Below are 25,287 nucleotides of genomic sequence, written 5' to 3'. Positions count from 1 at the left end.
CCGGAAGAGCCGCTTTGAGGTACTCGGCGAACGCGGCGCGGAGGCGGACGAGTTCCGGGATGTCGGCTTCGACGGCTCGTCGGGTGGGCTCCATGTGTCGAGCCTATGGCGGCGACGAACTGACTCAGGGATCTGGCGATGCTTCTGGCGGTTGAGGGCCGGGTGGGTCGGGCCGACGGCCGCGCCCGGGCCGGAGGTAGAGGGGGCGGACGGCGGGCCGGCACGGCCGGCCCGCGCCGCCGGAGGCGGCGCCTTGATCCCATAGAGACAGATTCGGCAGCAACTATGTGCACCATCGCGGGAACCGAAGCGGCATCCCCACCGGGCAACGCCCGATAGCATGTGGCAAGTCGGGCGGAATAGTTACCTTAGGGCGGGTGCTGACCAGTATCGCCACATGTAAGACTTCAGGAAATTTTCTGGGCGGGTTCGGAGGGGTGCCCGTATGCTTGGGCGACTCCGATCGCAGACATGCCTTATGCTGCCTACATGACGACCGTTTGGGGCAACATTCCGGCCTGGGTCAGCGCTGTTGGAACGGTATCGGCCGTATCGCTCGCCCTGGCGCAGGTGGCTCGTGACCGGCGGCTCCGTCGTCAAGACGAATTGATAGACCAAGCCAAGCTCGTTTCGGCCTGGCTTGGTACAGGCGCGACTGAAAGTCCAGGCTGCAGAATCGATTTATCAAATAGGTCAGATGAACCTGTTTACGAGGCAGTGATATGGGTTGTCACCGTTCAAGGAGCCGGACCAAAAACGGGAGAAGAGTGTGTGCGGGCGTCCAGTCCCCTTGCGACTTACTCTGTAATTCCGCCAGGACAATGGAGGGCACTGGCGCTGCCAGGATTCGATTGGGGCATGTCGCGGGCACCTGGAGTCGAAATAGCATTCACGGACCGCTCAGGACGTCATTGGATACGGCGCGCGAGCGGAGCGCTTGCTGAGATCCCAGTAGCGGCTCCGGATCATTACGGCCTCGGTCGTCCGCTCTCGTTGGGCATGCCTGAAGCGCCAGATGCGCGACCGTAGGCCTCTGTGTCTGAAGTCGCCCTACGTCCGGAGTCATCGTGCAGGTTCTGACAACTTCGCGGTCCGAAATTCATTCGCTTTAGTGAGGCGGCACGCGAGATCTTCTAATCGCCAGGTGTGATGAAGTACTTGCCGTAGTCTGCGGGGGTGTCCAACTTGAGCCTGATGGTTCGCCCGGCAAGGCTGAGTCCGGTGGGCATTTCTAGCATATTGATCCGGAGAATTACGGGTGGGCACCAGTCGGCGGCGAGTTTGGCAGGTACAACTTCCTGGAGGTTCGGCAGTTCGGATGGTGATAGATCGGCAGCCGTCGCACTAACGAGGCGGTGCCATTCGCGGTCGTGTGATACGAGCGATCGATAAGTGATAGGCCATCCTTCCATCGCTTGCGTCAGCTGACTCTCATCAGCTTTTATGAATTGGATATTGTCTTCCAATATGCGTTGATTGCGGCCCGCGATCCACTCTGTTGCTACGGCTGCGGTGCACTGATTGCAATCAGTGACCATGATAGAGTCGATGACGCGATGCTCAATCACGGGGACCCATCCGGATCGGTAGATGGCTACTGTCCCGGTCGACCTAGGAAAGATTCCAATCGCCGTGTAGTTGCTGATCGGAATAACGAAGCCGCGGTCTGCTCCGTCTGCACTTGGAGTGATTCCTAGGTTGTTAATAATGAAGGGTGTTTCAAGACTTGCACCATGAAATATGACCCATCGTGCGGCCATGACTGGCGCCAGGAGCAGGCTTAATTCAATAGACCGGGCGTTGTTGGTATTGTCGGGACTAACCGAACCGGCCGTAGCCTCAACGAAGGACCGGCGTTCGAACCGTTTGTTAAAGTCTGGTCCTCGTACGAATGCGGCGGCGACGAAGGGAACTGCTGTCCTTAGCCACGGCTTCAGTGCAATTGGCTCGCTCGCTTTAAGTTGGTCTAGCACGAAGGGCAGAGCGCTTTCGTAGCCAGCGACGTGCTGGTCGACGGACGTGGCGGCATGTCCCGGTTGCGAGTCAGTGGAGCCGGATCTTTCAACGTCATATAAACCGTTCACATAGCCAAATGAACTCGCCCTCGCTGTGGAGATGTTTCGGCCGTGGCGGGCTACAAACAGCCTGCGGTCGCGTGCAGGGAGCGTGTTCGACGCAGAGAAGCGCCCCAGTAATGCTGCAGCTAGGTAGTGATCGCGTGCCACAGCGATGGATCATACGGCGAGGAGTTGATCAATACTATGGGAGCCTGGATCTCGTCCCCCTGGTCCTCTCTGCGGACGTGCTTAGAAGAGGTGGAGCACGGCTGCGACGGTCTTGTCGTCATGGCGTTTGGCGCGGGGGAGTAGGCGGCCTTGGGGGTCGATCATGGCTTCCCACTGGTGAAGGCCCTCTAGGAGGTCGGCGAGTCGGCTGGCGTCGTACTGGGCGATATCTGTCCATGACTGACCGGTGCGTTCAATGATGTCAGCGGCTCCGTCGGTGGCGAGTACCGCCCATGTGATTGACGTCGGATCCAGCCTCGCGGTGATGGCGTGGTCAGCTGCTGCTGGGTCGGCCTCGGCGATCCAATAGCCGTCGAACGTGTTGCGGTGTTTGCTCTGTTCTCGCTGGAGTTCCGCAAGGGCGACGCGGTGGTGGTCGTTGTAGCCCTGGCCCGCAACGAGCTCGGATACGTAGTGGTCGCGCTCCGGAACGGCGAAAGTGGACAAGCGATCGTCGACCAGGTGGCAGACCTGAGTGCCGTTTCCGTAGTAGATCGGGCTGTCGCCCAAGACGTACAGATCGGCGAGTCCGTCACGCGTGCGCAGGATACTGACGGTGCTGGACGGAGAAGTTCGGGCTCCACGGGTGAGAGGGGGTCTGGCGGCTGCGCGCCGGATGCCGGTACGCACGACGCGCGCGAGATCCGCCGTTGGGGAGTGGTCGAGCTGGTCGGCGATTGTCTCGCCGAGAAGTTGGGCGTAAGTCGCGGGGTCGATATCGACGGGTTCGTGTGCGGATGCGCCGTCGAGCACGATGACGGCGTTGTCGGTGAAGAACACGCGGTCGGCGTTGGTGGTGCCGCCGGCGAGGGTGGCGGTGTGGACCTTCATGGGGCTACCAGAGGTGGGGGCCGCTGACGATGCTGCTGTCGGTGACGGTGAGGTCGTCGAGTTCGCAGCGGATTGCGAGGCTGAACGACTCGTCGCCGGTCCGTAGGTACAGCTCGCGCAGGTGGCGGGCGAGGTAGTGCAGGACACCGCGTGATCCGGTGCTGCGGATGCCGGCGACGTGCACGATGACGCGGTCTCCGTCGCGACGACGGGACAGGTAGCCGACGTCTGCCGGTTCCGGCGGGTCGTTGGTCGAGGGTGAGCCGAACAGCTCGCCGGTGCGCTTGTCAATGATCCACCACCGTCCGTGTTCGCGGACCATGCCGAGGCAGGGGTCGGACTCCATGAGGTCGGCCCCGATCGGCGCGGACTTCGGGCCGCAGATCACCACGACATCGCCGTCGGGAACGGTGCTGGTGTCGGACGGGATGGTGAACGGCTCGGCGGCCAGGGCGAGGGTGCCGAAGAGGGTTTCGGTGTCGGTCTGGGTCGCGAGGTCGGCGGCGTCGATGTAGCTGCGCATCCGGTCGTCGGTGCCCTCGCGCAGCGGCACGCCGACGTGGACGGGTCCGACGCCGAAGAACGCGCGTTCCCGGGCGGGTGCTCCGCCGCGGATCTGGGTCACGCGGCCCTTGGTGATCCCGAGCGCGGTGGCGATCTCGGTGTAGGTGAGCCCTTGGCCGACGTGGGCCTCTTCGATCGCCTCGCGGCGCAGCCGGGCGAGTTCGGCCGCGCGCTGCTGGTAGACGGACATGAGTGTGGTGGCGCGGCGCCCGCGTCGGATCGGGTCCGGGTCTCGCCGGACCTCGTCGAAGTCGTCGGGGCTACTCACCGTGATGAGTTTAGGGGGACTTGACAGTGTCTCCGCAAGTCCCCTACCTTGTGTTTACCCCCCTACACGGCAGGCGCTCCACTCGGAGCAGAATGTTTAGGGGGCTAAACAGGAGGAGTGGTCATGGCAATCCCGACTCGGCTCAAGGTCAGCCACGGTGAGGTGTTCCCGCACGGCGCGTTCGTGATCGGGGATGTGGAGGCGGTGCGCGACTTCGAGCGCTCGACGCGTGAGCGTGCGGTGCAGGCCACGGACAAGGAGTCCGGGGTGCTGGTGTGGTCGGTGTCGGTGCTGGATGCCGACCCGGATGCCCGTAAAGACGTGAAGACGGTGACGGTGAAGATCTCCGCTCCGCATCAGCCGGTGCCGCCGGAGGCGATGCCGGGGATGCCGTTTCGCCCGGTGGAGTTCGAGGGCCTGACGGTCACGCCGTACCTCGACGACAAGCGCAACCGGATCGCCTTCAGCTACCGGGCGACCGGGATGCGGGCGCCGCAGTCCGGTGGCAAGCCTTCCCCGCGCACGAACGCGGAGGCGGCTTGACCGCAGTTGGCGGAGGGGAGCTCGGCGGCAACCGGGCTCCCCTCCTGATCTCCCTGAGTCCCAACCCCTGGCAAGGAACCGAGCATCCGGAAGGACACCGACCCTAGATGAACACCGACGACGAGTTCACGACCGCGAACGAGTTCCTGGCCCGCGTCACCGCAGCGCTCAACGCCTGTGCGACCGACGAGCGGGTCGCCTCGGACATGCCGCACCGCGACAACGCGGAGAACGTGGCCCGCTGCGCCCGGCTGGCCCTGGTCAGCGCCCGCACGTCGGCGTGGTGGGGCGTGCTGGCCCGGCGGGCCTACCACTTCCCCTACGCCCACGGCGCGCTGCTCGGGAAGGCCGCGATGAACGCGCAGCTCACCGAGCACGACCGGGCGCGGTTCTGGCGTGACTGCGCCGCGGACTGGCAGGCCCGCGCCGAGCGCCGGCCCACCTCCGATGCCGCGGGTGCGCTGTCGAACTGGGCTGAGCTGGGGGTGTCGGCATGATCCGCGAACCCGCCGGCCGCGACTGGCGCTCCCGCGCTCTGTGCGCCGCCAGCGACCCGGAGATCTTCTACCCCCTCGACCTCACCCCGACCGCCCCAGCGGTGCAGGTGGCCAAGCGGATCTGTGCCGCATGCCCGGTGCAGGCCGCGTGCCTGCTCGACGCTATGGCCGGGGAGGACCCGGCCCGGCGCTGGGGCGTCATCGGCGGCACCACCCCCGACGAGCGCCACGCCCTGTTCGTCGCCCAGCGGCTCGCGGTCACCGGGTCTGGGGCGGTGGCGGCATGAGCGCGCGCAGGGGTTCCCGTGTCAACGCCACCCTGACTACCGGGCGACGGTCGAGGGTGGTGGAGAACGAGGAGTTCACCGCGTTCGGCCGCCGGATCATCCGCGCCGCCGGCCGTCGGATCGCCGCCGGTGACGTCGAGGCGCTGCCTGCCCTCGCCGCGCTCTCGGCCGACCTCGACGCCGCGATCGGTGACGCCGTGCTCGGGCTGCGTTCCGGCGGCTACTCGTGGGCGGAGATCGCCTCCCGGCTCGGGGTCACCCGGCAGGCGGCGCACCAGCGCTGGGCCAGCACGTCGACCGACGCCCGGGAGGTGGCGTGATGACCACCGCTCAGTTGATGGTGTGGGCGGCCAGCGCCGGAGTCGGCTTGTGGGTGCTCCACAAGGTCGGGCAGTTCCTGACCAGGGTGTTGGAGGCCCTAGCCGCGATCCCTGTCGTCTTCATCACGGCCTGGCTTCTGGTCAAGGGGGTGTGGAAGACCGGGCGGTGGATGGTCCGGCACTGGCGCACCACCCTCACCGCGGCGCTGCTGCTCGGGTGGCTGCACTGGCTCGGCGCGCTCTCCCTCGGCGCGACCGTCGGGGGCCTGGCCCTCGTCCTGCTCGGCTGGCGCTGGCTGGGCCGGGAGTCGTTCGAGCCCTACGCGGGCCGGTTCCTGCGCGGCTGGTGGCAGCGCTGGATGGTCTACGCCCCGCGTATGCCCGGCTGGCTGCGTGCCTGCGGCCTGACCGTCGCCGACTCGGACAACGCGATGACGGTGCAGGTGACCCCGTTCCGGCGCTCCGCGGTCAAGCCCAAGCCCAAGACCCGCCCCGACCAGCTCCCGCGCATCGTCGCGGTCCGCTCAGGGGGCTCGTGGGACGAGGTGCATGTGCGGTTGGTGGCGGGGCAGACGCCGGAGGACTTCGACGCCGCCGCCCGACAGCTCGCCGTCGCTCGCGGTGTCACCCGCTGCCAGATCCGGGAACTCGGACCGGACCGGGTGTCGATCGACTACCAGCGCCGCGACCGGCTCCACGACGTTGTCGCGTGCCCGAACCTGCGCGACATGGTCGCCACGGCGGGAACGAGCCTGGATCTCCGCAAGGTGTGGTCCGGCCGCACCGAGTACGGCACCGACTGGCACCAACCCATCGCCGGAGGCCACACCCTCACGGCTGGGTCGACCGGGGCGGGCAAGAACTCGGTGATGTGGTCGCCCATCGTCTCGCTGGCCCCGGTGATCCGTGACGGGCTGGTGCGGGTGTCAGGGATCGACCCGAAGGGCATGGAGCTGGCCTACGGGCGGCGGGTGTTCCACCGCTACGCCGTCTCCTCGAAGGACGCCCTGGCGCTGCTGGATGACCTGATCGAGGGGATGGAGGCCCGCAAGGTCGCGTTCGCCGGCCGGGTCCGGCTCGTGCCGATCACCCGTGAGCATCCCCTCGAGCTGGTGGAGTTCGACGAGATCGGGGCGCTGATGCGCTACGTCAGCGATCGCAAGACCCGCGAAGCCATGACCGAACGCGTCGCCCTGCTCACCACCCAGGGCCGCGCGCTGGGCTACACCGTCCGCGGGTACGTGCAGGAGCCCACCAAGGACACCGTCCCGGTCCGGGAGCTGTTCCCGCGCCGGATCTGCCTGCGCGTCGCCTCTAAGTCCCACGTCGGGATGGTCCTGGGCGAGCACGCCTACGACCGCGGCGCCTGGGCCAACCGCATCGGCGAGCACGAACCCGGCGTCGGCTACCTGTTCGGCGAAGGCGTCCGCGAACCGTTGCGCGTGCGGGCTGGGTGGGTGCCGGACGAGACGATCAAGGAGCTGGAGGACTTCGTCACCGGCGCCCGCCAGCCCGTGTTCCCCGACGCCACATTCGCCCTGCCCGCACCCGCGGGTGTCCCCGTCGGGGGAATGGCATGAACAACTTGCGCACGAGCGGCGAGTACGAGCGGCTCATGCTCGGCGTCCTCGTGATCTGCGGGCTCGGGTGCGCCTCGGCGGTGTTCCCGTGGCTGGAAGTCCTGGTCGGGCAGGTTCTCGTGGTGCTCGCCGTCGCCGGCCTGCTCCTGGCTGCGATCTGGTGGGCGCAGCGCTGGCTGCGGGAGTGCCGGGAGGACCGGGCCGACATCGCCTACGTCAACGCCGTCTTGACTGGCCGCGCTCGGGCAGATCAGCCCCTGACAGATGACGTGCCGGTCGGGGGTGACCGATGACGACGCCCACCGTGGCCGCTGACGGGCCACCGGCCGAGTTCGTGGACCAGGACCAGCTCACCCGCGCACAGAAGGCCCTGCTCGCCCTGACCGGGGACGTGGCGCGCCAGCTCGCGGAGGATCACGGCGTCTGCGTCCGACCGCTCGCGCTGCGGCGGATCGACCTGACGTCTGGCCGGGTGGATGTGGTGCCGGTGCCGTGCGGGGCCCGCCGCGACGACGTCTGCCCGCCGTGCGCGGAGAAGCAACGCCGGCTGCGGATGGTGCAGTGCCGGGAGGGCTGGCACCTCGAGCACGAGCCCCTCGCGAAACCGGCTGACCCGACCGAGGCGCAGAAGGAGCTGATGGCGGTCCGGGCGGACCTGCACGCGGCCTACCAAGTCGCGCGCGAGGAGGGCGACGACACCGAGTGCGAGGAGATCCGAGACGCGGTCGAGGTCGTGGACGAGCAGCTACGCGGGCTCGGAGTCCGGGGCCGGCTCGAACCCCTCGACCCACCCGACCGGCCTGTGCGCAAGCGGTCGACGCGGCGGCGGCAGGACGCACCGAACCTCCCGCGCCGTCCGGTGGAGAAGCGCACGCTCGGGCAGGTGTTCGGGGAGAAGTACCGGCCCTCCACCTTCCTCACGCTCACCCTCGACAGCTACGGGCGAGTGGACGGGGACGGGGCCGCGCTCGACCTGGACCGCTACGACTACCGGCGTGCCGCGCGGGACGCGATCCACTTCCCGGCGCTGCTGGACCGGTTCTGGCAGAACACGCGGCGTTGCGTCGGCTGGGAGGTGCAGTACTTCGGGACGATCGAGCCGCAGCGTCGCGGGGCTCCGCATTTCCACGCCGCCATCCGGGGCACCATTCCGCGGGCGGAGTTGCGGGCGATCGCGGCCGCGACCTATCACCAGGTGTGGTGGCCGGCGCATGACGAGATCCGCTACCGCGGCGAGCACGTGCCGCGCTGGGACGACCGGACGAAGGGGTTCGTCGACCCCGATACCCGGGAGCCACTGCCGACGTTCGACGCGGCGTGCGAAGACCTCGACGCCCCGGCACACGTGGTGACCTTCGGCGCGCAGGTCCACGTGAAGGGCATCCTCGGCGGCACGGAGGAAGCCGGGCGGCATATCGGCTACCTCACGAAGTACCTGACCAAGGACGTCGCCCACGCCGCGGGCCTGGCCGACGACGCCACCGACCGGGCTCGCCGCCATCGTGACCGCCTGGTCGCCGAACTCCGGGTGACGCCGTGCTCGCCGCGCTGCGCGGTGTGGCTGCTCTACGGGGTGCAGCCCAAGGGGGCCCGGTTGTCGACGACGCCGGGGCAGTGCAAGGGCAAGGCCCACAAGCCTGAACACCTCGGCATCGCCGGACGCCGCGTCCTGGTCTCCCGCAAATGGTCCGGGAAAACCCTCGACGACCACCGCGCCGAACGGGGCGCATTCGTTCGGCAACTCCTCGACCGCGCCGGAGTGCGACCCGGCTACGCCGTCGATGACGGGCCCTTCGAGTGGGAACGCACCAAGGCCGGCGACCCCGACGTCCCGACCCGGCCCGCGCTGCTCCTGGCCGCGATCAGCGAACGACAACGCTGGAAAGCCGACTACGACGCCGCCCAACTCGTGGCCGGCGCCGATCCGCCCGACGGTTCGGCAACTACCGATCTTGGTCGTGAGGTGGCGGCGTGATCCACCTCGACCTGCTCGACGGCACAGATCTCGCACGCCACTCGGCGCGGCATGCCCAGTCCGACGATCAGGGAGGCTCCACATGGAACGCGTCTTGGTGACTCCGGAAGAGGCCGCCGATGCTCTCCGGATCGGTCGCTGCACCGTGTACGACCTGATCCGTACCGGCCAGCTCCAGTCGTTCAAGATCGGTAAGCTCCGTCGCATCCCCGTCGAGTCGGTGCACGACTTCGCGCGGCGCATGATCGAGGACGCGGGTGATGCCGCGTGAGCCGCAACGTGACCGGCGAGGGGAGCGTCTACCAGCGCAAGGACGGCCGCTGGGTCGCCGCCGCCTACGTCCCCGTGGTCGGGGGAGGGGTCCGCAGGCAGGCCGTCTACGCCAAGACGCGTGCGGAGGCCAACACCAAACTCCGCGAGCTCGTGGAACGCGCCGAGAAGAACATCCCCGTCGCGCCGGCCAACCTCACCGTGGCCGACTTCCTCGCCGAGTGGCTGGCCCACGTCAAGCGGCACGTGCGCGCCACGACGTGGATCGCCTACGAGGGCAACGTCCGCCTGCACCTGGCGCCCCGGATCGGCAAGAAGAAGCTCACCCGGCTCGGGGTCCGCGACGTCCGGCTCATGGTCGACGGCCTGCGCTCCGATGGCGTCGGGCAACGGACGATCCAGTACGCCCACGCCACCCTGCGTGCAGCGTTGGAGCACGCCTACCGCGAGGAGCTGGTCACCCGGAACGTGGCCAAGCTCGTCCAGGTCGAGCGGCCGGTCGTGAAGCCCAAGGAACCGCTGTCGGTGGAGGAGGCCCGCCAGCTCCTCGACGCCACGACCGATGACCCGCGCCATGCGCTGTGGGTGCTGCTGGTCATGTTGGGGCTCCGTCGGAGCGAGCTGTGCGGGCTGCGCTGGGAACACGTCGACTTCGCCGGCCGCACCCTGCGCGTCTGCCAGACCGTCCAACGGATCGACGGCCGGCTCCAGGTCCTCGGCACCAAGACCCGCCGGTCCAACCGCACCGTTCCATTGCCCGCACGGGCACTCCACGCGCTCGCCGAGCACCACCGCCGGGTCCAGGAACTGCACGGAGAGCCCGGCCGGCCCTGGCGACCGGACAACTACGTCTTCGGGCACCGGCACGGCACCGCGCTCGAACCGCGCACCGTCACCAAGCTGTGGAACGACCTGTGTGCAGAGCACGGACTCCGGGTCGTGCCGCTCCACGGCCTGCGGCACACCTGCGTCAGCTTGCTCCTGGCCCTCGGTGTCCACCCGCGGATCGTCATGGAGATCGTCGGCCACAGTGCGATGGAGATGACCATGAACGTGTACGGACACGTGAACCTGGAGAACCAGCGCGCCGCGCTGGACCACCTCGACGAACAGCTCTCGTGAGCGGCCGTTGCTGTCACCGTCAGCTGTCAGAGCGGGAGTCGGAGCGATGGGGTGTCGCCCTGACCAGGTGCTCCGCCGCCAGGATTCGAACCTGAACCATCTGAACCAAAATCAGAGGTGCTGCCTTTACACCACGGCGGACAGGCCCCCATCTTGACATGCGGAAGCCATCGGCGATCAGCCGGTTACGCCGTCCTGCAGCGCGGCGGCGATCACGTCCCGGCCGATGGGGGAGGCCACGGACCCGCCGGTGGCGGCGTCGCCGAGGTGCCCGCCGTCCTCGACGATCACCGACACGGCCACGTCGGGCCGGTCGGCGGGGGCGAACGCGCTGTACCAGGTGTGCGGGGGCGTGTTCTTGGAGTCGACGCCGTGCTCGGCCGTGCCGGTCTTGGACGCGATCGTGACTCCGGGGATCGCTCCGTGGCCGGTGGTGAACTGCTCGGAGCCCTGCATCATGGTGTTGATCGTGGCGGCCACGCCGGAGGGGATCGCGCGGCCCAGGTCGTCGGGTGACGTGGTGTCGATGACCGACAGGTCCGGCCCGACGATCTCCTTGACCAGGTGCGGAGCCATCCGCACGCCGCCGTTCGCGATGGTCGCGACGATCATGGCGTTCTGGAGTGGCGTGAGGCGCACGTCGCGCTGCCCGATCCCGGACTGCGCGAGCGACGCGGCGTCGGCGAGGTCGCCCAGGTGCGAGCCGGTGACGGGCATCGGGATGTCGAGCTCCGGCCCGTCGATGCCGAAGGCCCGGGCGGCGCTGCGCAGTTTGTCCGCACCCACCTGGTCGGCCACCGTCGCGAACGCGGTGTTGCAGGAGCGCGCCAGCGCCACGGCGAGCGTGACGGTGGGGCCGTCGCCCGGGCCGCAGTGCTCGCCGGCGTAGTTCTCCAGCGTGGTCGACGTGCCGGGCAGCGTGATGCGGTTCTCCGCGGTCACCGGGGTGTCGGGGGTGTAGCCGTCCTGCAGGGCGGCGGCGAGGTCCACCAGCTTGAACGTGGAGCCGGGCGGGTAGGTCTGGGAGATCGCGCGGTCGAGGAGGGCGGGGGCGTCGGCCGCCCACGCCTTCTTCTGGGTCGCGGCGTCGTGGGACGCCAGCGGGTTCGGGTCGAACGACGGCGTGGACACCATCGCGAGGATCGCCCCGGTGGACGGCTGGATCGCGACGACGGCACCGGCGTAGCCCTGGCGTGTCATGTCCTGGTAGGCGACGTCCTGCATGTGCGGGTCGATCGTGGTCACGACGTTGCCGGGCGTGGGGGTGCGGCCGGAGACGAGGTCGGTGAGCCGGTGGAACAGCAGCCGGTCGTCGGACCCGTCGAGGACGGACCCGGCGGCGCGCTCGAGGCCGGACGTGCCGTAGATCTGGGAGAAGTAGCCCGTGACCGGCGCGTACTCCGCACCGTTCGGGTACTGGCGCAGGAACTTCAGCCGGTCGGACGTGGGGACGCTCGCGGCGAGCAACCGGCCGTCGGCACTGATCCGGCCCCGCGGGGTCGAGTACTCCTCGATGAGCACGCGGGGGTTGCGGGGATCGCCGCGCAGGTCGGGGGCCTCCACCACCTGCACGTAGGTCAGGTTGGCCAGCAGCGCCAGGATCAGGATCATCCCGAAGACACCCACCCGGCGGATCGGGTTGTTCATCGCCTGCATCCTCGCACCCGCCGGCACGCAGGGGTTTTGCCCTCGTCTCAGCCGGTTCGCCGGAAGTTCGTGAGGGCACAGGTGTGGGTACCCGCGTGTGTCACCTAGCCTCGGGAGGGGCCGGGACCGGTCCCCAGACCCGAGGAGATCCATGTCCGCTGCCGTCGCCGCTGCCGGTGGTCCCGAGCCCGTCATCGACGGGCGGCGCACCGCCTTCCAGCACTCGATGATCTACGTCTTCGTCGCCGGACCGATGGTGGCGCTGGTCGCGGCGGTGCCGCTGGCGTGGGGATGGGGGGTCGGCTGGCACGACCTCGGCCTGTTGGCGGTGTTCTACACACTGGCCGTGCTGGGCATCACCGTCGGTTTCCACCGGCACTTCACGCACGCGTCGTTCAAGGCGCGCCCGTGGCTGCGGGTGACGATGGCGATCGCCGGATCGCTGGCGGTGCAGGGCAACGTGCTGAACTGGGTGGCCGACCACCGCCGGCACCACGCCTTCTCCGACCGCGAGGGTGACCCGCACTCGCCGTGGCTGCACGGCACGTCGCCCGCCGCGGTGGCCAAGGGCTTCCTGCACGCGCACATGACGTGGTTCTTCGACCGCGACGAGACCAACCACCGCCGGTTCATCCCCGACCTGCTCGCCGACCGCGCCGTCATGCGGGTGAGCCGGTTGTTCGGGCTGTGGGTGGCCGTCAGCCTGCTGCTGCCCGCCGTGCTCGGCGGCCTCATCACGTGGTCCTGGGCCGGGATCGTCACCGGGTTCTTCTGGGGCGGTCTCGTGCGCCTGGCGATCTCCAACCACGTCACGTGGTCGATCAACTCGATCTGCCACATGGTGGGGAGGCGGCCGTTCCGGTCGCGCGACCGCTCCCGCAACTTCTGGCCGCTCGCGGTCCTGTCGATGGGCGAGTCCTGGCACAACCTCCACCACGCCGACCCGACGTGCGCCCGGCACGGCGTGCTGCCCGGGCAGATCGACATCTCCGCGCGGCTGATCTGGATCTTCGAGCGGTTCGGCTGGGCGTACGACGTGCGCTGGCCCACCACCCGCCGGTTGGAGAAGCTGAGCGCCCGAGGGTGACATCCGCTCCCGTCGGAGCGAGTAAAGGGGCGGTTGTTCCTCCATCCGTGGAACACTGACGCCCGTGCGCGAGCATCTCGACGTGCGCTCCGCACTCGAACGGGGGTTTCCCAGGTGACGACGGACTCGGCTGTACGCGCATGTTGAGCCTGTTGCCGGAGCGGCTCGACCGGATCCTGCTGCTGGGCTCCCACTGCGACGACATCACGATCGGCGCCGGGGGGACCCTGCTGGAGCTGTGCCGGGCCTACCCCGGCGTCACGGTCTCCGCGCTGGTGCTGACGGGCGGCGGATCGCTGCGCGAGGAGGAGGAACGGGCCGCGCTGGCCGCGTTCTGCCCCGGGGCGCGCCTGGAGATGGCGGTGCTCGACCTGCCCGACGGCCGCGTGCCCACCCGGTGGGAGCGGGCCAAGGGCGCGTTGGAGGAGCTGCGCAGCCTGGGCGAGCCGGACCTGATCTTCGCCCCGTCGCCGCACGACGCCCACCAGGACCACCGCACGCTGGCCTCGCTGGTGCCGACGGTGTTCCGCGACCACCTGACGCTGGGTTACGAGATCCTCAAGTGGGAGGGCGACCTCTGCCAGCCATCGGTGTTCCTGCCGCTGGCCGAGCCGGTGCTGCGCGAGAAGATCACCAAGCTGCACGAGCACTACGGCTCGCAGCGCGACCGCAGCTGGTTCGACGCCGAGGCGTTCGGCGGGCTCGCCCGGATCCGCGGGGTGCAGTGCCACGCCCGCTACGCGGAGGCGTTCCACGTCGCGAAACTCGTGCTCGGGGTCGCGCCCCTGACGGGCCTGGATCCCATCGACTGACCGTCGAGCGTGTCGTCGGTGCGGTTCGGACGACGCTCCTGACACGCTCGACGGGGCTGGCTACCGTGGCAAGGGTGTGCCGCAACATTCGGACCCTGTCCAACTTCGAGCCCCCCGCCACCCGCGACGAGGTGCACGGCGCCGCGTTGCAGTACGTGCGGAAGATCAGCGGGGCGGCGACGCCGTCGCAGGCCAACGCGGAGGTGTTCGCGCGGGCCGTCGAGGCCGTCGAGCTGGCCACCCGTGAGCTGGTCGAGTCGCTCGTGACCACCGCGCCCCCGAAGAACCGCGAGGTGGAGGCGGCGAAGGCCAAGGAGCGGTCGATCGCGCGCTTCGGTCGGGCTTGACCCTGACGAACGACGAGGACCGGGTCGTCGCGCTGACCGCCGCGTCCGCCCTAAGCGGGGCTGACCCGCAGGATCTTGTCGTCGGTCCCGTTCGACGTCGAGACGAACAGCGTGCCGTCCGGGGCCAGGCGCACCGCGCGCAGCCGCCCGAACGTGCCGTCCAGCGGCTGGGGGACCGACACGCTCGCCACCGCGCCGTCCGCGCCGAGCGTCATCAGCATCAGTTTCTGACCGCGCAGCGCCCCGACGGCCAGCACGCCGTCGAGCGCACCCCACTGCGGCCCGGACAGGAACGCGGCTCCGGACACCGCCTCCACCGGGCTGCCGGAGCTCCACGCGGCCTTCGTGGCGTCGGGGAAGCGGGTGAGGTCGGTCATCGGCACCGACTCGTCGTAACCGCCGACGGTGCCGCCCTGGCCGGGGTCCCAGCCGTAGTTCGCGCCCGGCCTGAGCAGGTTCACCTCGTCGTCGGTGCTCGGACCGTGCTCGGCGGAGTACGCCTTGCCGGTGCCCGGCTGCACCGCGACGCCCTGCACGTTGCGGTGGCCGTAGTCGTGGACGAGGCGCTGGGCCGGGTTCGCGGCGTCGGCGTAGGGGTTGCCGGGAGCGGGGCCACCGGTGGCGGCGTCGAGGCGCAGCACCTTGCCGCCCAACGACGTGAGGTCCTGCGGGAGCGTGCCGCGGGCGGTGTCGCCGGTGCCCACCAGCAGCGCACCGTCGGCCGCGAACGTCGGACGGCAGCCGGAGTGGCGGCCCGAGGGGTTGATCGGCAGGCCGCCCAGCAGCGGGTCCTTCACGCGGGTGGCGGACGTGCCGTCGGCCGAGAGCGTCCAGGTGACCAGGCGGATGTCGGTGGGGGTGCCGGCCTCGGCGTGGGTGGAGCAGGTGACGAACTTCCGGGACTGCGCGAAGTCGGGGTGGAGCGCGAGGCCCATGAGGCCGCCCTCGCCGCGCGCGTAGACGTCGCCCAGCTCGGCGCGCACCGGCGTGACCGCGGCCCCCGGCCCGGTGCCCGACAACAGCGACAGCCGGCCGCTGCGCTCGCTGATCAGCACCCGTCCGTCGGGCAGGAAGCCCATGTCCCACACGTCCGCCAGGCCGGACGCGACGACGTCGACCTCCAGGTCCGGTGTGCCGGTCCGCGTCGGAGTGGACACGGTGGCGGCCGGAGCGTTGCCGGCGCCGCCCGCCTCCACCGACGTCGGCTCCGCGGAACAGCCGGAGAGGACCAGTCCCACGGCGGCCAGCAGTCCGGCGATTCGCGGCGTTTGCGACGTCATGGGCACATCCTGCTGGCGCCGCCGTGAGAGTGCCGTGTGCGGCTCCCGATCGCCTACGGTCACTCCTCATGCCCCGCAGCTATCTCCGCTTCCCGCACCTGCACGGCGACACCCTGGTCCTCGTCGCCGAGGACGACGTGTGGACCGCGCCGCTGGCCGGTGGCCGCGCCTACCGCCTCACCGCCGACGACGTGCCGGTGGCGCGCCCGCGGCTGTCCCCCGACGGCACGCGCGTGGCCTGGACGTCCTGGCGGGAGGGGGCGCCGGAGGTGTTCGTCACCGATCTCGACGGCGGGGGTGCGCGGCGGCTGTCGTACTGGGGCGACGGGCTCACCCGCACCGCCGGCTGGACCTCCGACGGGGAGGTGCTCGCGGTCAGCGCGGTGGGGCAGGCGTCGGCGCGGCGCAGCTGGGCCTATGCGTTGGGGGAGGGCACGCCGCGGCGGTTGGAGCTGGGCCCGGTGTCGGACCTCGCGCTCGGCGACGGCGGTTCCGTGCTGCAGTCCACCACCATGTCGCGCGAGATGGCGTGGTGGAAGCGTTACCGCGGTGGCACCGCGGGCAAGCTCTGGTGGAACGGCTCGGGCGAGTTCGTGCGGCTGCTCCCCGACCTCGACGGCAACCTCGACTCGCCGATGCTGGTGGGCGGGCGCATCGCGTTCCTGTCCGACCACGAGGGCTGGGGCAACCTCTACTCCGTCGGGCTCGACGGCACGGGTCTGCGGCGCCACACCGACCACGGCGGCGACGCCGCGCCCGCGTTCTACGTGCGGCACGCGAGCACCGACGGCGAGCGGGTGGTCTACGAGTCGGCGGGGGAGCTGTGGGTCCTCGACTCGCTCGACGCCGCGCCGCGCCGGCTCGACGTGCAGCTGGGTGGGCCCCGCACCGCCCGCGAGCCCTACCGCGTGCACGCGTCGGAGTGGCTGACGTCCGCGCGTCCGGACAGGACGGGCCGCACGAGCGTCACCGTCGTCCGCGGCACGGTGCACCGGTTGACCCACCGCGACGGGCCCGCGCGCACGCTGCTGGCCGAGCCGGGGGTGCGGGCCCGGCTGGCGCGGCCGCTGGACGACACCCGCGCCGTGTGGGTCGACGACGCGCTCGGCGAGGACGCGGTGTGCGTCGCACCGCTCGACCCGCGGACCGGGGCTCCGCGGCGCGTCGGCGCCGACGAGCTGGGCCGCGTGCTGTCGCTGGTGTCCTCGCCCGACGGCAACGCGGTCGCGCTGACCACCCACGACGGCCGCCTGCTCGTGCTGGACACGTCGGAACCCGACGGGGAGCTGCGCGAGCTCGCGCGCGGCACGGACGGCGAGATCGAGGGGCTGGCGTGGTCCCCGGACAGTGCGTGGCTCGCCTACTGCGAGCCGGTGGAGGCCGGGCTGACGCGGGTGATGATCGCCCGGCTGGCCGACGACACGCTCGTGGCCGTCACCGAGCCGCGCTTCACCGACGCCGATCCCGTGTTCACCTCCGACGGGAAGTACCTCGCGTTCCTGTCGCGCCGCAGCTTCGACCCGATCTACGACCAGCACTCCTTCGACCTCACCTTCCCCGCCTCCTGGCGCCCGTTCCTCGTGCCGCTGGCGGCGCGCACGCCGTCACCGTTCGGGGCGAGCCCGGACGGGCGGCCCGTCTCGGCGTCCGACGAGGGGCCCGAGGACCCGCCCGCCGAGGAGGAGCCGACCGAGGACGAGAAGAAGAAGGCGCGGGACGACGACCCGCCCGAGGTGGTGGTCGACATCGAGGGGCTGGCCGCGCGGGTGGTGCCGATCCCGGTGGTCGAGGGCCGCTACAGCCGGATGACCGCGGCGAAGGACTGCCTGCTCTGGCACCGGCTGCCGGTCAACGGGATGCTCGGCGACGGCCGCGCCGGCACCGACGAGAAGGCCGAGCGGCCCGTGCTGGAGCGCTTCGACCTGATCCGCCGCAAGCTCGACGTGATCGCCGACCCGTCGTCCGGGTTCTCCGTCAGCGGGGACGGGACGCGGCTCGTCGTCCGGGACGGCCACACGGTGCGGGTGCTGCGGACCGACCGGTCGGGCTCGTCGACGCCCTCCGACTCGGATGCCGACGAGTACGAGATCGACACCCACCGCATCGTCGTCACGGTCGACCCGGCCGCGGAGTGGCGGCAGATGTTCGACGAGGTGTCCCGGTTGCAGCGCGACCACTTCTGGGTCGAGGACATGGCCGGCGTCGACTGGGCCGCCGAGACCGCCCGCTACCGACCCCTCGTCGACGCCGTCGGCAGCCACGACGACCTCGTGGACCTGCTGTGGGAGCTGCACGGCGAGCTCGGCACGTCGCATGCGTACGTCACGGCCTGGGGTGGGGGCGGCCGCGACGGGCGGCCCGGCCTGCTCGGCGCCGACCTCTCCCCGGCGTCGGACGGGTGGCGCGTCGACCGCGTGCTGCCGCCCGAGAGCTCGGCCCCCGCGGCGCGCAGCCCGCTGTCGAGCCCCGGCGTGGACGTCCGGGCCGGTGACGTGATCCTCGAGGTGGCCGGGCAGCCGGTGGACCCGGTGCTCGGCCCCGCCCCGCTGCTCGTCTCCCGCGGGGACGACCTGGTGGAGCTGACCGTCCGCCGGGAGGAGGAGGTACGGCGCGTCGTGGTCCGGCCGCTGCGGTCGGAGGGGGCGCTGCGCTACCAGGACTGGGTGGCGAACCGTCGCGCGTTCGTCGCCGAGCGTTCGGACGGGCGGCTGGGCTACCTGCACGTGCCGGACATGATGGCGCCGGGCTGGGCGCAGCTGCACCGCGACCTCTCCCGCGAGACGGCCCGCGAGGGGCTGGTGCTCGACGTCCGCGGCAACGGCGGCGGCCACACGTCGCAGCTGGTGGTGGAGAAGCTGGCGCGCAAGGTGATCGGCTGGGACGTGGTGCGCCACAAGCAGCCCGTCACCTACCCCGAGGACGCGCCGCGCGGCCCCATCGTGGCGCTCGCGGACGAGTTCTCCGGCTCCGACGGCGACATCGTCACCGCCGCGATCAAGCGTCTGGGCCTGGCGCCGGTGGTGGGCACGCGGACGTGGGGTGGGGTGATCGGTATCGACAGCCGCTACGGCCTCGTCGACGGCACGCGGGTCACCCAGCCCCGCTACGCGTTCTGGTTCGACGACGTGGCGTGGGACGTCGAGAACCACGGCGTCGACCCGGACGTCGAGGTGGTGGTCACGCCGGAGGACTGGGCCGCCGGCCGCGACCCCCAGCTCGAACGCGCGGTGGACATGGCCCTGGAGGCCCTGGAGGCACGCCCGGCAGCGACACCCCCCGACGTGGCCACCCGCCCCAGCCGGCGCCGGCCCGCCCTCCCACCCCGCGCGTAACCGCTCCCCACCCCGCGAGTCGGGGTGTGGATGCGCGCGAGTCGGGCTCTCCGTGGGCTCGAGTCGGGCTCTCCGTGTCACCGCCGGACGCACGGAGATCCCGACTCGGACGCACACGGCCCCCGCGGTCGCAGTGGTCGTCCGCACCCCGCCGCTCGGCGCGGCGCCGATCTTCCCCGTGGACCTCGGCGCCCTCACCGCTGGTCGATCTGCCCCACGGGGGCGCATTCGTTGCGCAGACGCAGGTGATGCACGACTCCGGCGGGTGCGCCGACCCGCGTGCCCGTGCCCGCGTACGCTGGGCCGCGAGACCCCGACCGGGCATCTGTCCCGGGTAGGGGTCTGTTCCGCGTGCGTTCACCTCTGCGAGGGGTACCCCTGATCGTGGCCAAGCTGTCTGGTCTGCTCCGCTCCACTCTCTCCGATCCCGAGCTCGGCGCGGTGGTCGACGCCGCGCGTGATCTCCGTCCCGTCGAGACCCCGGCCCTGCGCATCGAGGGGCCCGCGGCCCTGCGCCCGTTCCTGTCCGCGGGCCTGGCCGACGGCCGCACCGTGCTGGCCGTGACCGCCACCGACCGCGAGGCCGAGGACCTTTCCGCGGCCGCCGCCGAGCTGATCGGCGCGGACGCCGTGGCCGTGCTCCCGAGCTGGGAGACGCTGCCCCACGAGCGGCTCTCGCCGCGCCCGGACACCGTCGGCCGCCGCCTGTCGATCTTCCGCAGCCTCGCCTCGGCCGCCACCGCGCCGCGGGTGCTCGTCTCCGCCGCCCGCAGCCTCATCCAGCCGATCGCGCCCGGGCTGGGCTCGCTCGATCCCGTCCGCCTGCGCGTCGGCGACACCCACGACTTCGACGCCCTGCTGGAACGGCTCGTCGAGCTGGCGTACACGCGCGTCGAGATGGTCACCGCCCGCGGCGAGTTCGCCGTGCGCGGTGGCATCGTCGACGTCTTCGCGCCCACCGCCGACCAGCCCGTCCGCGTCGAGTTCTGGGGCGACGAGGTCAGCGAGCTGCGGTCGTTCTCCGTGGCCGACCAGCGCTCCGTCGCCCCGATCGAGGAGCTGCTGGCGCCGGGCTGCCGGGAGCTGCTGCTCACCGAGCCCGTCCGGGCCCGTGCCGCCGCGCTGGCGAGGACCCACGAGAACAACCCACCGCTGCGCGAGCTGCTCGACCACCTCTCCCAGGGCATCCCCGCCGAGGGCATGGAGTCGCTCATCCCGGTGCTGGTCGGGGGTGAGCTGCAGCTGCTGTCGGACCTGCTGCCGCCGAACGCGCTCGTGCTGATCGCCGATCCCGAGCGCATCCGCACCCGCAGCGGAGACCTGGTCCGCACCGGGCAGGAGTTCCTGGAGGCGTCCTGGTTCGCCGCGTCGAGCGGCGCCGACGCCCCGATCGACGTGGGCAGCTCCGCCTACCGCAGCCTCGGCGAGGTGCTGGAGCACGCCACCGCCACCGGCCACCCCGTCGTCACGCTCAGCCCGCTGCTGTCGGGCCGTGACGACGTGCTCGCCCCGGCCGTGCACGAGGTGGAGTCCTACCGCGGCGACACCGACCGGGCGCTCACCGACCTGCGCGCCCACGTCGCCACCGGCGGCACCGGCGTGCTCGTCGTCGGCGGTTCGGGCACCGCGCAGCGGTCGCTGGAGCAGCTCAAGGAGGCCGAGGTCCCGGCCGCGCTCGTCGAGGAGCTGACCGACGAGCCCGAGAAGGGCCTGGTCACGGTCACCTGCGGGCGCATCGCCGAGGGTTTCACGGCCGGCCGGCTGGTGGTGCTGAGCGAGGCCGACCTCACCGGCAACCGCGCGGGGCTGACCGAGACCCGCAAGATGCCGACGCGTCGCAAGAACACCGTCGACCTGGTGACGCTCAAGCCCGGCGACCACGTCGTGCACTCCCAGCACGGCATCGGCAAGTTCGTGGAGATGAAGGAGCGCACGGTCTCCGGGGCCACCCGCGAGTACCTGGTGCTGGAGTACGCGTCGTCCAAGCGGGGCCAGCCGGCCGACCGGCTGTTCGTCCCCACCGACGCGCTGGACGAGATCAGCCGCTACGTCGGCGGCGAGCTGCCCACGCTCAACAAGCTCGGCGGCGGCGACTGGGCCAAGACGAAGGGCCGCGCGCGCAAGGCCGTCCGGCAGATCGCGGCGCAGCTCGTGCAGCTCTACGCGGCGCGACAGTCCGCGCCCGGCCACGCGTTCGCGAAGGACACGCCGTGGCAGCGCGAGATGGAGGACGCCTTCCCCTACACGGAGACGCCCGACCAGCTCTCCGCGATCGACGAGGTCAAGGCCGACATGGAGCGCCCGGTCCCGATGGACCGCGTGATCTCCGGCGACGTCGGCTTCGGCAAGACCGAGATCGCGGTGCGCGCGGCCTTCAAGGCGGTGCAGGACGGCAAGCAGGTGGTGGTGCTCGTCCCGACGACGCTGCTGGCCACCCAGCACCTGGACACGTTCACCGAGCGGATGCGCGCGTTCCCCGTCACCGTCCGTGGGCTCTCGCGGTTCACCGACGCCGCCGAGGCCAGGGAGACCGTCGCCGGCCTCGCCGACGGCACCGTCGACGTCGTCGTGGGCACGCACCGGTTGCTGCAGTCGAACATCCGGTGGAAGGACCTCGGGCTCGTCATCGTCGACGAGGAGCAGCGCTTCGGCGTCGAGCACAAGGAGCACATCACGGCGCTCCGCACGCACGTCGACGTGCTGACGCTGTCGGCCACACCGATCCCGCGCACCCTGGAGATGAGCCTCGCCGGCATCCGCGAGCTCTCGACGATCACCACCCCGCCCGAGGACCGCCACCCCACGCTCACCTACGTCGGCGCCTACGACGACAAGCAGGTGGCGGCGGCGATCCGGCGCGAGCTGCTGCGCGACGGCCAGGTGTTCTACGTGCACAACCGGGTGTCCACGATCGACCGGGCCGCGGGCAGGATCCGGGCGCTGGTGCCCGAGGCGCGCGTCGCGATCGCGCACGGGCAGATGAACGAGGACCTGCTCGAGCGCACCGTGAACGGCTTCTGGCACAATGAGTTCGACGTGCTGGTGTGCACCACGATCGTCGAGAACGGCCTCGACATCTCCAACGCCAACACGCTGATCGTCGAGCGCTCGGACACGCTCGGGCTCTCGCAGCTGCACCAGCTGCGCGGTCGCGTCGGGCGTGGGCGCGAGCGCGGTTACGCCTACTTCCTGTTCCCCCCGGAGCACCCGCTCACCGAGACCGCGCACGACCGGCTCGCCACCATCGCGCAGCACTCCGAGCTGGGCGCGGGCGCGGCCGTCGCGATGAAGGACCTGGAGATCCGCGGCGCGGGCAACATCCTGGGCGCCGAGCAGTCCGGCCACATCGCGGGAGTCGGGTTCGACCTCTACATCCGGCTCGTCGGCGAGGCCGTCGCGGCGTTCCGGCAGCAGGCCGGGGCCGGCGAGGGCGAGACCGAGGAGCAGCTCACCGACGTCCGCGTCGACCTGCCCATCGACGCCCACGTCCCCCACGACTACGTGACGGGGGAGCGGCTGCGCCTCGAGGTCTACCGCAAGATCGCCGAGGCGGGCGACGAGGCGGCGCTCACCGCGATCGTCGAGGAGCTGGGCGACCGCTACGGCGAGCCGCCCGCGCCGGTGCACAACCTGCTGGCCGTGGCCCGGTTCCGGCAGACCTGCCGGGCGCTCGGCGTCGCCGAGGTGACGGTGGCGGGCAACGGGATCCGGCTCGGCCCGCTGGAGCTGCCCGACTCGGCGCAGATGCGGCTCAAGCGCCTGCACCCCAAGTCGTCCTACAAGCCCGCGGCGCGGGTGGTGCTGGTGCCGAAGCCCGTCGAGGGCGGGCGGATCGGCGGCGCGGAGCTGCGCGACGTCGCGCTGCTGGACTGGTGCACGAAGCTGTTGCGCGACCTGCTCACCCCTGTCCGGGCGCCGGCGGCGGTGTGATCGCCGAGCCCGCCCCGTCCGTCGTGACGGCGGAGCACGCGTCGTTCGGCCACCGGGTGGGGGCCCACCTCATCGACGCCGGGGTGCCCGTGTTCGCGCTGCTGGTGATCGCGCGGCTCCTGAACCGCTTCCACCACTCCGTGGTGCCGATCGCGCTGGCCGGGCTGGGCGTGCTCGTCATCGCCGTGTTCGCGGTGTGGAACACCCTGGTCCGGCAGGGCGCCACCGGCCAGTCGCTCGGCAAGTGGGCCATGGGGATCCGGTTGGTCGGGGAGCGCAGCGGGGCGCCGGTCGGGGTCGGGCGCGCCCTCGTCCGTCAGATCGCGCACCTGCTCGACGCCCTGCCGCTCTATGTCGGCTACCTCTGGCCGCTGTGGGACGAGCGGCGCCAGACGTTCGCCGACAAGGCGTGCGCGACGATCGTGGTACGCGTCGAGGCGTGAGATCAGGCACGTGAGAAGGTGTGCCCGTGCGGATGCAGATGGGTCGGGTCGCGGCCGCGGTACTGGTCGTCGGTGCAGTGGTCAGCGGGTGCGGCGGGCCGGACCAGGCCGGGTCGGCGGTGATCGTCGGTGACACGGCGGTGCCGCTCGAGTCGGTGCAGACCGAGCTGGCGGCGGCGCTGGCGCGCGTCCCGGCCGAGCAGAAGCAGCAGGACACCGGCGCGCAGGTCGCCCGCGACATCATCACCAAGGACGTGCTGCACGGGCTCGTCCAGCAGCAGGCCGCCCAGGCCGGCGTCACGGTCACCGACGCCGACGTCGACGCGTTCGTCGCGCGGCAGGGCGGCACCCAGGCGCTGCTGCAGAACTCCATCCTCGACGAGCCCGGCCTGCGCGAGCAGGTGCGCGACAACCTCCTCGCCGCCGGGCTGGGCAAGCGGGTCGTGGGCGGCCTGCAGGTCACGGCCGACCTCGTCGCCGCCACCAGCAGGGACCAGGCGGTGTCCTACGCGCAGAAGCTGGCGGCGGGCGGCGCGGGCGCGGCCGAGCTGTTCAAGGACCCCCAGACGTCGCAGCGCGGCATCGTCTACACCGGAGCCACCACGCCCGGCGTCGCCGGCACCGTCGTGTTCGGCACCCCGGTGGGCGACACCGTCTACTTCCAGCCCAGCCCGCAGCAGGCCACCTGGATCGTCTTCAAGGTCACCGGCAAGCGCACCGACGCCCGGTCCGACCCCGCCGCTCTGAGCCAGATCAGCCAGGACCAGCTCACCGCCATCGGCCAGCGCACCCTGCAGCCGATCGCCGACCAGATGGGCATCCGCGTCAACCCGCGTTACGGCGTGTGGGACCCGATCGCGCTGCGCGTCGTCGCCGCCGACCAGGTGTCGGGCGGCGTGCTGCCCGCCGCCGCGGGCTGAGCGGTGTCGCTGACCGTCGTCGTCCTGCCGGCGCGGTGGACCGGGGTCGTGCCGGCGTCGGCCGTGCCCCTGCTCCGTGCGGCGCAGGGCGTCTACGCGGACGACACGGTCCCGGCGGCGGTCGTCGCGGAGATCGGCGCGACGTCCGCGGCCGGCGATCTCGCCGGTGACGCGGTGCTGTTCACCACCGACCCCCACGTGACGGGGGACCGGGTGATCACCGCGCCCGCCGGTTCCGCCCTGCTCGACGCGGTCGCCGTGATGGACAGACTGCGCTCACCCGGCGGCTGCCCCTGGGACGCCGAGCAGACCCACACCTCGCTGCTGCCCTACCTCGTCGAGGAGTGCTACGAGCTCTACCAGGCGATCGAGGACGGCGACCGGAACGACATGCGCGAGGAGCTGGGCGACGTCCTGCTCCAGGTGCTGTTCCACGCGCGGGTCGCGGCCGAGGACTCGTTCGACATCGACGAGGTGGCGGCCGACCTCGTCACCAAGCTGGTCTCCCGGCACCCCCACGTGTTCGCGGGCACCGAGAAGATCGACACCGCGGAGCGCCAGGAGAACCGCTGGGACGAGCTCAAGCGCGCCGAGAAGCAGCGGGAGTCCAGCGTCGACGGGGTGCCGCTCGGCCAGCCCGCCGTCGCGCTCGCGGCGAAGCTCACCAGCCGCACCGCGAAGGCCGGCCTGCCTGCCTCGCTTCTCCCGGTCGGACCGGGTGTCGGCGAGCATCTGTTCGCCCTGGCCGCGGCGGCCAAGCTCGCCGGTATCGACCCGGAGGCCGAGCTGCGCGGGGCGGCCCGCCGCTTCGCCGATATGATCCGGTCGGTGGAGCGTGCGGCCAAGGAGGCAGGGGAGGACCCCCACGCCCTCGACGCAGCGGCCTGGGCGAGGCACTGGCCGACGTGACGCCACCCGCGAGTCGGCGGTTTCGCGTGCGCGAGTCG

22 protein-coding genes and 1 tRNA gene are annotated in these 25,287 nt (G+C 71.1%); 17 read left to right on the top strand and 6 right to left on the bottom strand.

Annotation, left to right across the window (positions count from 1 at the left end; genetic code table 11):
* Positions 1-1,133 precede the first annotated feature (1,133 nt).
* The 3 genes from BGP03_RS19180 to BGP03_RS19170 all read right to left on the bottom strand — a co-directional run bounded on the left by BGP03_RS19180 (position 1,134) and on the right by BGP03_RS19170 (position 3,948).
* Positions 1,134-2,225: a hypothetical protein gene (locus BGP03_RS19180; RefSeq protein ID WP_298799782.1), complete on the bottom strand. Its 1,092-nt coding sequence runs from the start codon at positions 2,223-2,225 to the stop codon at positions 1,134-1,136.
* A gap of 81 nt (positions 2,226-2,306) precedes the next feature.
* Complete coding sequence (locus tag BGP03_RS19175) at positions 2,307-3,116, bottom strand: hypothetical protein (protein ID WP_298799781.1); 810 nt, start codon at positions 3,114-3,116, stop codon at positions 2,307-2,309.
* Between the two features lie 4 nt (positions 3,117-3,120).
* The gene (locus tag BGP03_RS19170; RefSeq protein ID WP_298799780.1) at positions 3,121-3,948 is read right to left on the bottom strand and encodes a hypothetical protein; all 828 of its coding nucleotides are present in this window, start codon (positions 3,946-3,948) and stop codon (positions 3,121-3,123) included.
* Between the two features lie 162 nt (positions 3,949-4,110).
* Here BGP03_RS19170 and BGP03_RS19165 point away from each other — a divergent pair, with 162 nt between their 5' ends.
* The 9 genes from BGP03_RS19165 to BGP03_RS19125 all read left to right on the top strand — a co-directional run bounded on the left by BGP03_RS19165 (position 4,111) and on the right by BGP03_RS19125 (position 10,542).
* Positions 4,111-4,491 (top strand): plasmid replication, integration and excision activator, encoded by a 381-nt coding sequence (locus BGP03_RS19165; RefSeq protein WP_299736911.1) that lies wholly within the window; start codon positions 4,111-4,113, stop codon positions 4,489-4,491.
* 107 nt (positions 4,492-4,598) lie between these two features.
* Entirely contained in the window at positions 4,599-4,988 is a 390-nt protein-coding gene (locus BGP03_RS19160) for a hypothetical protein (protein ID WP_298799778.1), read from the top strand.
* Positions 4,985-5,275 (top strand): WhiB family transcriptional regulator, encoded by a 291-nt coding sequence (locus tag BGP03_RS19155; protein WP_298799777.1) that lies wholly within the window; start codon positions 4,985-4,987, stop codon positions 5,273-5,275. Before BGP03_RS19160 ends, BGP03_RS19155 begins: the two co-directional genes overlap by 4 nt.
* Positions 5,272-5,595, top strand: a complete 324-nt coding sequence (locus tag BGP03_RS19150; RefSeq protein WP_298799776.1) for a hypothetical protein — start codon at positions 5,272-5,274, stop codon at positions 5,593-5,595. The genes BGP03_RS19155 and BGP03_RS19150 overlap by 4 nt, the downstream gene beginning before the upstream one ends.
* Complete coding sequence (locus tag BGP03_RS19145; RefSeq protein WP_298799775.1) at positions 5,595-7,175, top strand: FtsK/SpoIIIE domain-containing protein; 1,581 nt, start codon at positions 5,595-5,597, stop codon at positions 7,173-7,175. The genes BGP03_RS19150 and BGP03_RS19145 overlap by 1 nt, the downstream gene beginning before the upstream one ends.
* Positions 7,172-7,468, top strand: a complete 297-nt coding sequence (locus BGP03_RS19140) for a hypothetical protein (protein WP_298799774.1) — start codon at positions 7,172-7,174, stop codon at positions 7,466-7,468. The genes BGP03_RS19145 and BGP03_RS19140 overlap by 4 nt, the downstream gene beginning before the upstream one ends.
* A complete protein-coding gene (locus tag BGP03_RS19135) occupies positions 7,465-9,150 on the top strand; it encodes a replication initiator (RefSeq protein WP_298799773.1) in 1,686 nt (561 codons plus the stop codon). The genes BGP03_RS19140 and BGP03_RS19135 overlap by 4 nt, the downstream gene beginning before the upstream one ends.
* A gap of 82 nt (positions 9,151-9,232) precedes the next feature.
* Positions 9,233-9,421, top strand: coding sequence for a helix-turn-helix domain-containing protein (locus tag BGP03_RS19130; protein ID WP_298799772.1), 189 nt, complete (start codon positions 9,233-9,235; stop codon positions 9,419-9,421).
* On the top strand, positions 9,418-10,542 hold the full coding sequence (locus BGP03_RS19125; RefSeq protein ID WP_298799771.1) for a site-specific integrase: 1,125 nt from the start codon (positions 9,418-9,420) through the stop codon (positions 10,540-10,542). Before BGP03_RS19130 ends, BGP03_RS19125 begins: the two co-directional genes overlap by 4 nt.
* Positions 10,543-10,612: 70 nt before the next feature.
* Here BGP03_RS19125 and BGP03_RS19120 read toward each other — a convergent pair.
* Together BGP03_RS19120 and BGP03_RS19115 are read right to left on the bottom strand one after the other, a co-directional pair.
* Positions 10,613-10,683: transfer RNA gene (locus tag BGP03_RS19120), tRNA-Gln, on the bottom strand.
* 36 nt (positions 10,684-10,719) lie between these two features.
* Positions 10,720-12,189: a penicillin-binding protein 2 gene (locus BGP03_RS19115; protein WP_298799770.1), complete on the bottom strand. Its 1,470-nt coding sequence runs from the start codon at positions 12,187-12,189 to the stop codon at positions 10,720-10,722.
* Positions 12,190-12,340: 151 nt separating this feature from the next.
* On the opposite strand from BGP03_RS19115, the gene BGP03_RS19110 reads away from it, so the two are divergent.
* The 3 genes from BGP03_RS19110 (at position 12,341) to BGP03_RS19100 (ending at position 14,435) form a co-directional block, all read left to right on the top strand.
* The gene (locus BGP03_RS19110; protein WP_298799769.1) at positions 12,341-13,276 is read left to right on the top strand and encodes an acyl-CoA desaturase; all 936 of its coding nucleotides are present in this window, start codon (positions 12,341-12,343) and stop codon (positions 13,274-13,276) included.
* Between the two features lie 140 nt (positions 13,277-13,416).
* Positions 13,417-14,088 (top strand): PIG-L family deacetylase, encoded by a 672-nt coding sequence (locus tag BGP03_RS19105; RefSeq protein ID WP_296375827.1) that lies wholly within the window; start codon positions 13,417-13,419, stop codon positions 14,086-14,088.
* A gap of 74 nt (positions 14,089-14,162) precedes the next feature.
* Entirely contained in the window at positions 14,163-14,435 is a 273-nt protein-coding gene (locus tag BGP03_RS19100; protein WP_296375830.1) for a DUF2277 domain-containing protein, read from the top strand.
* 50 nt (positions 14,436-14,485) lie between these two features.
* Here the strand turns inward: BGP03_RS19100 and BGP03_RS19095 are convergent, their stop codons facing one another.
* Complete coding sequence (locus BGP03_RS19095) at positions 14,486-15,715, bottom strand: PQQ-dependent sugar dehydrogenase (protein WP_298799768.1); 1,230 nt, start codon at positions 15,713-15,715, stop codon at positions 14,486-14,488.
* A 68-nt stretch (positions 15,716-15,783) separates the two neighbouring features.
* Between BGP03_RS19095 and BGP03_RS19090 the strand changes: the two genes are divergently transcribed.
* From BGP03_RS19090 to BGP03_RS19070, 5 genes are all read left to right on the top strand, one after another.
* Positions 15,784-19,047: a S41 family peptidase gene (locus BGP03_RS19090; protein ID WP_298799767.1), complete on the top strand. Its 3,264-nt coding sequence runs from the start codon at positions 15,784-15,786 to the stop codon at positions 19,045-19,047.
* 378 nt (positions 19,048-19,425) lie between these two features.
* Positions 19,426-22,977, top strand: coding sequence for a transcription-repair coupling factor (mfd, locus tag BGP03_RS19085; protein ID WP_296375867.1), 3,552 nt, complete (start codon positions 19,426-19,428; stop codon positions 22,975-22,977).
* Complete coding sequence (locus tag BGP03_RS19080) at positions 22,974-23,420, top strand: RDD family protein (RefSeq protein WP_298799766.1); 447 nt, start codon at positions 22,974-22,976, stop codon at positions 23,418-23,420. The genes mfd and BGP03_RS19080 overlap by 4 nt, the downstream gene beginning before the upstream one ends.
* Before the next feature lie 26 nt (positions 23,421-23,446).
* Positions 23,447-24,340, top strand: a complete 894-nt coding sequence (locus BGP03_RS19075) for a hypothetical protein (protein ID WP_296375838.1) — start codon at positions 23,447-23,449, stop codon at positions 24,338-24,340.
* A gap of 9 nt (positions 24,341-24,349) precedes the next feature.
* On the top strand, positions 24,350-25,249 hold the full coding sequence (locus tag BGP03_RS19070) for a MazG family protein (protein ID WP_298799783.1): 900 nt from the start codon (positions 24,350-24,352) through the stop codon (positions 25,247-25,249).
* The last annotated feature ends 38 nt before the right edge of the window (positions 25,250-25,287 follow it).

It is taken from the genome of Pseudonocardia sp. 73-21 (assembly GCF_001899645.1).
Lineage (GTDB): Bacteria > Actinomycetota > Actinomycetes > Mycobacteriales > Pseudonocardiaceae > Pseudonocardia.
The sequence above is the reverse complement of the archived record's forward strand: the minus strand, read 5'-3'. Positions and strand labels throughout refer to the sequence as shown.

Bases quoted from the DNA above. Each gene is read 5' to 3' on its own strand.
- BGP03_RS19090 (WP_298799767.1), top strand. From the start codon at position 15,784: ATGCCCCGCAGCTATCTCCGCTTCCCGCACCTGCACGGCGACACCCTG.
- BGP03_RS19150 (WP_298799776.1), top strand. From the start codon at position 5,272: ATGAGCGCGCGCAGGGGTTCCCGTGTCAACGCCACCCTGACTACCGGG.
- BGP03_RS19145 (WP_298799775.1), top strand. From the start codon at position 5,595: ATGACCACCGCTCAGTTGATGGTGTGGGCGGCCAGCGCCGGAGTCGGC.
- BGP03_RS19135 (WP_298799773.1), top strand. From the start codon at position 7,465: ATGACGACGCCCACCGTGGCCGCTGACGGGCCACCGGCCGAGTTCGTG.
- BGP03_RS19105 (WP_296375827.1), top strand. From the start codon at position 13,417: ATGTTGAGCCTGTTGCCGGAGCGGCTCGACCGGATCCTGCTGCTGGGC.
- BGP03_RS19095 (WP_298799768.1), bottom strand. From the start codon at position 15,715: ATGACGTCGCAAACGCCGCGAATCGCCGGACTGCTGGCCGCCGTGGGA.
- BGP03_RS19160 (WP_298799778.1), top strand. From the start codon at position 4,599: ATGAACACCGACGACGAGTTCACGACCGCGAACGAGTTCCTGGCCCGC.
- BGP03_RS19175 (WP_298799781.1), bottom strand. From the start codon at position 3,116: ATGAAGGTCCACACCGCCACCCTCGCCGGCGGCACCACCAACGCCGAC.
- BGP03_RS19130 (WP_298799772.1), top strand. From the start codon at position 9,233: ATGGAACGCGTCTTGGTGACTCCGGAAGAGGCCGCCGATGCTCTCCGG.
- BGP03_RS19115 (WP_298799770.1), bottom strand. From the start codon at position 12,189: ATGAACAACCCGATCCGCCGGGTGGGTGTCTTCGGGATGATCCTGATC.
- BGP03_RS19155 (WP_298799777.1), top strand. From the start codon at position 4,985: ATGATCCGCGAACCCGCCGGCCGCGACTGGCGCTCCCGCGCTCTGTGC.
- BGP03_RS19110 (WP_298799769.1), top strand. From the start codon at position 12,341: ATGTCCGCTGCCGTCGCCGCTGCCGGTGGTCCCGAGCCCGTCATCGAC.
- BGP03_RS19140 (WP_298799774.1), top strand. From the start codon at position 7,172: ATGAACAACTTGCGCACGAGCGGCGAGTACGAGCGGCTCATGCTCGGC.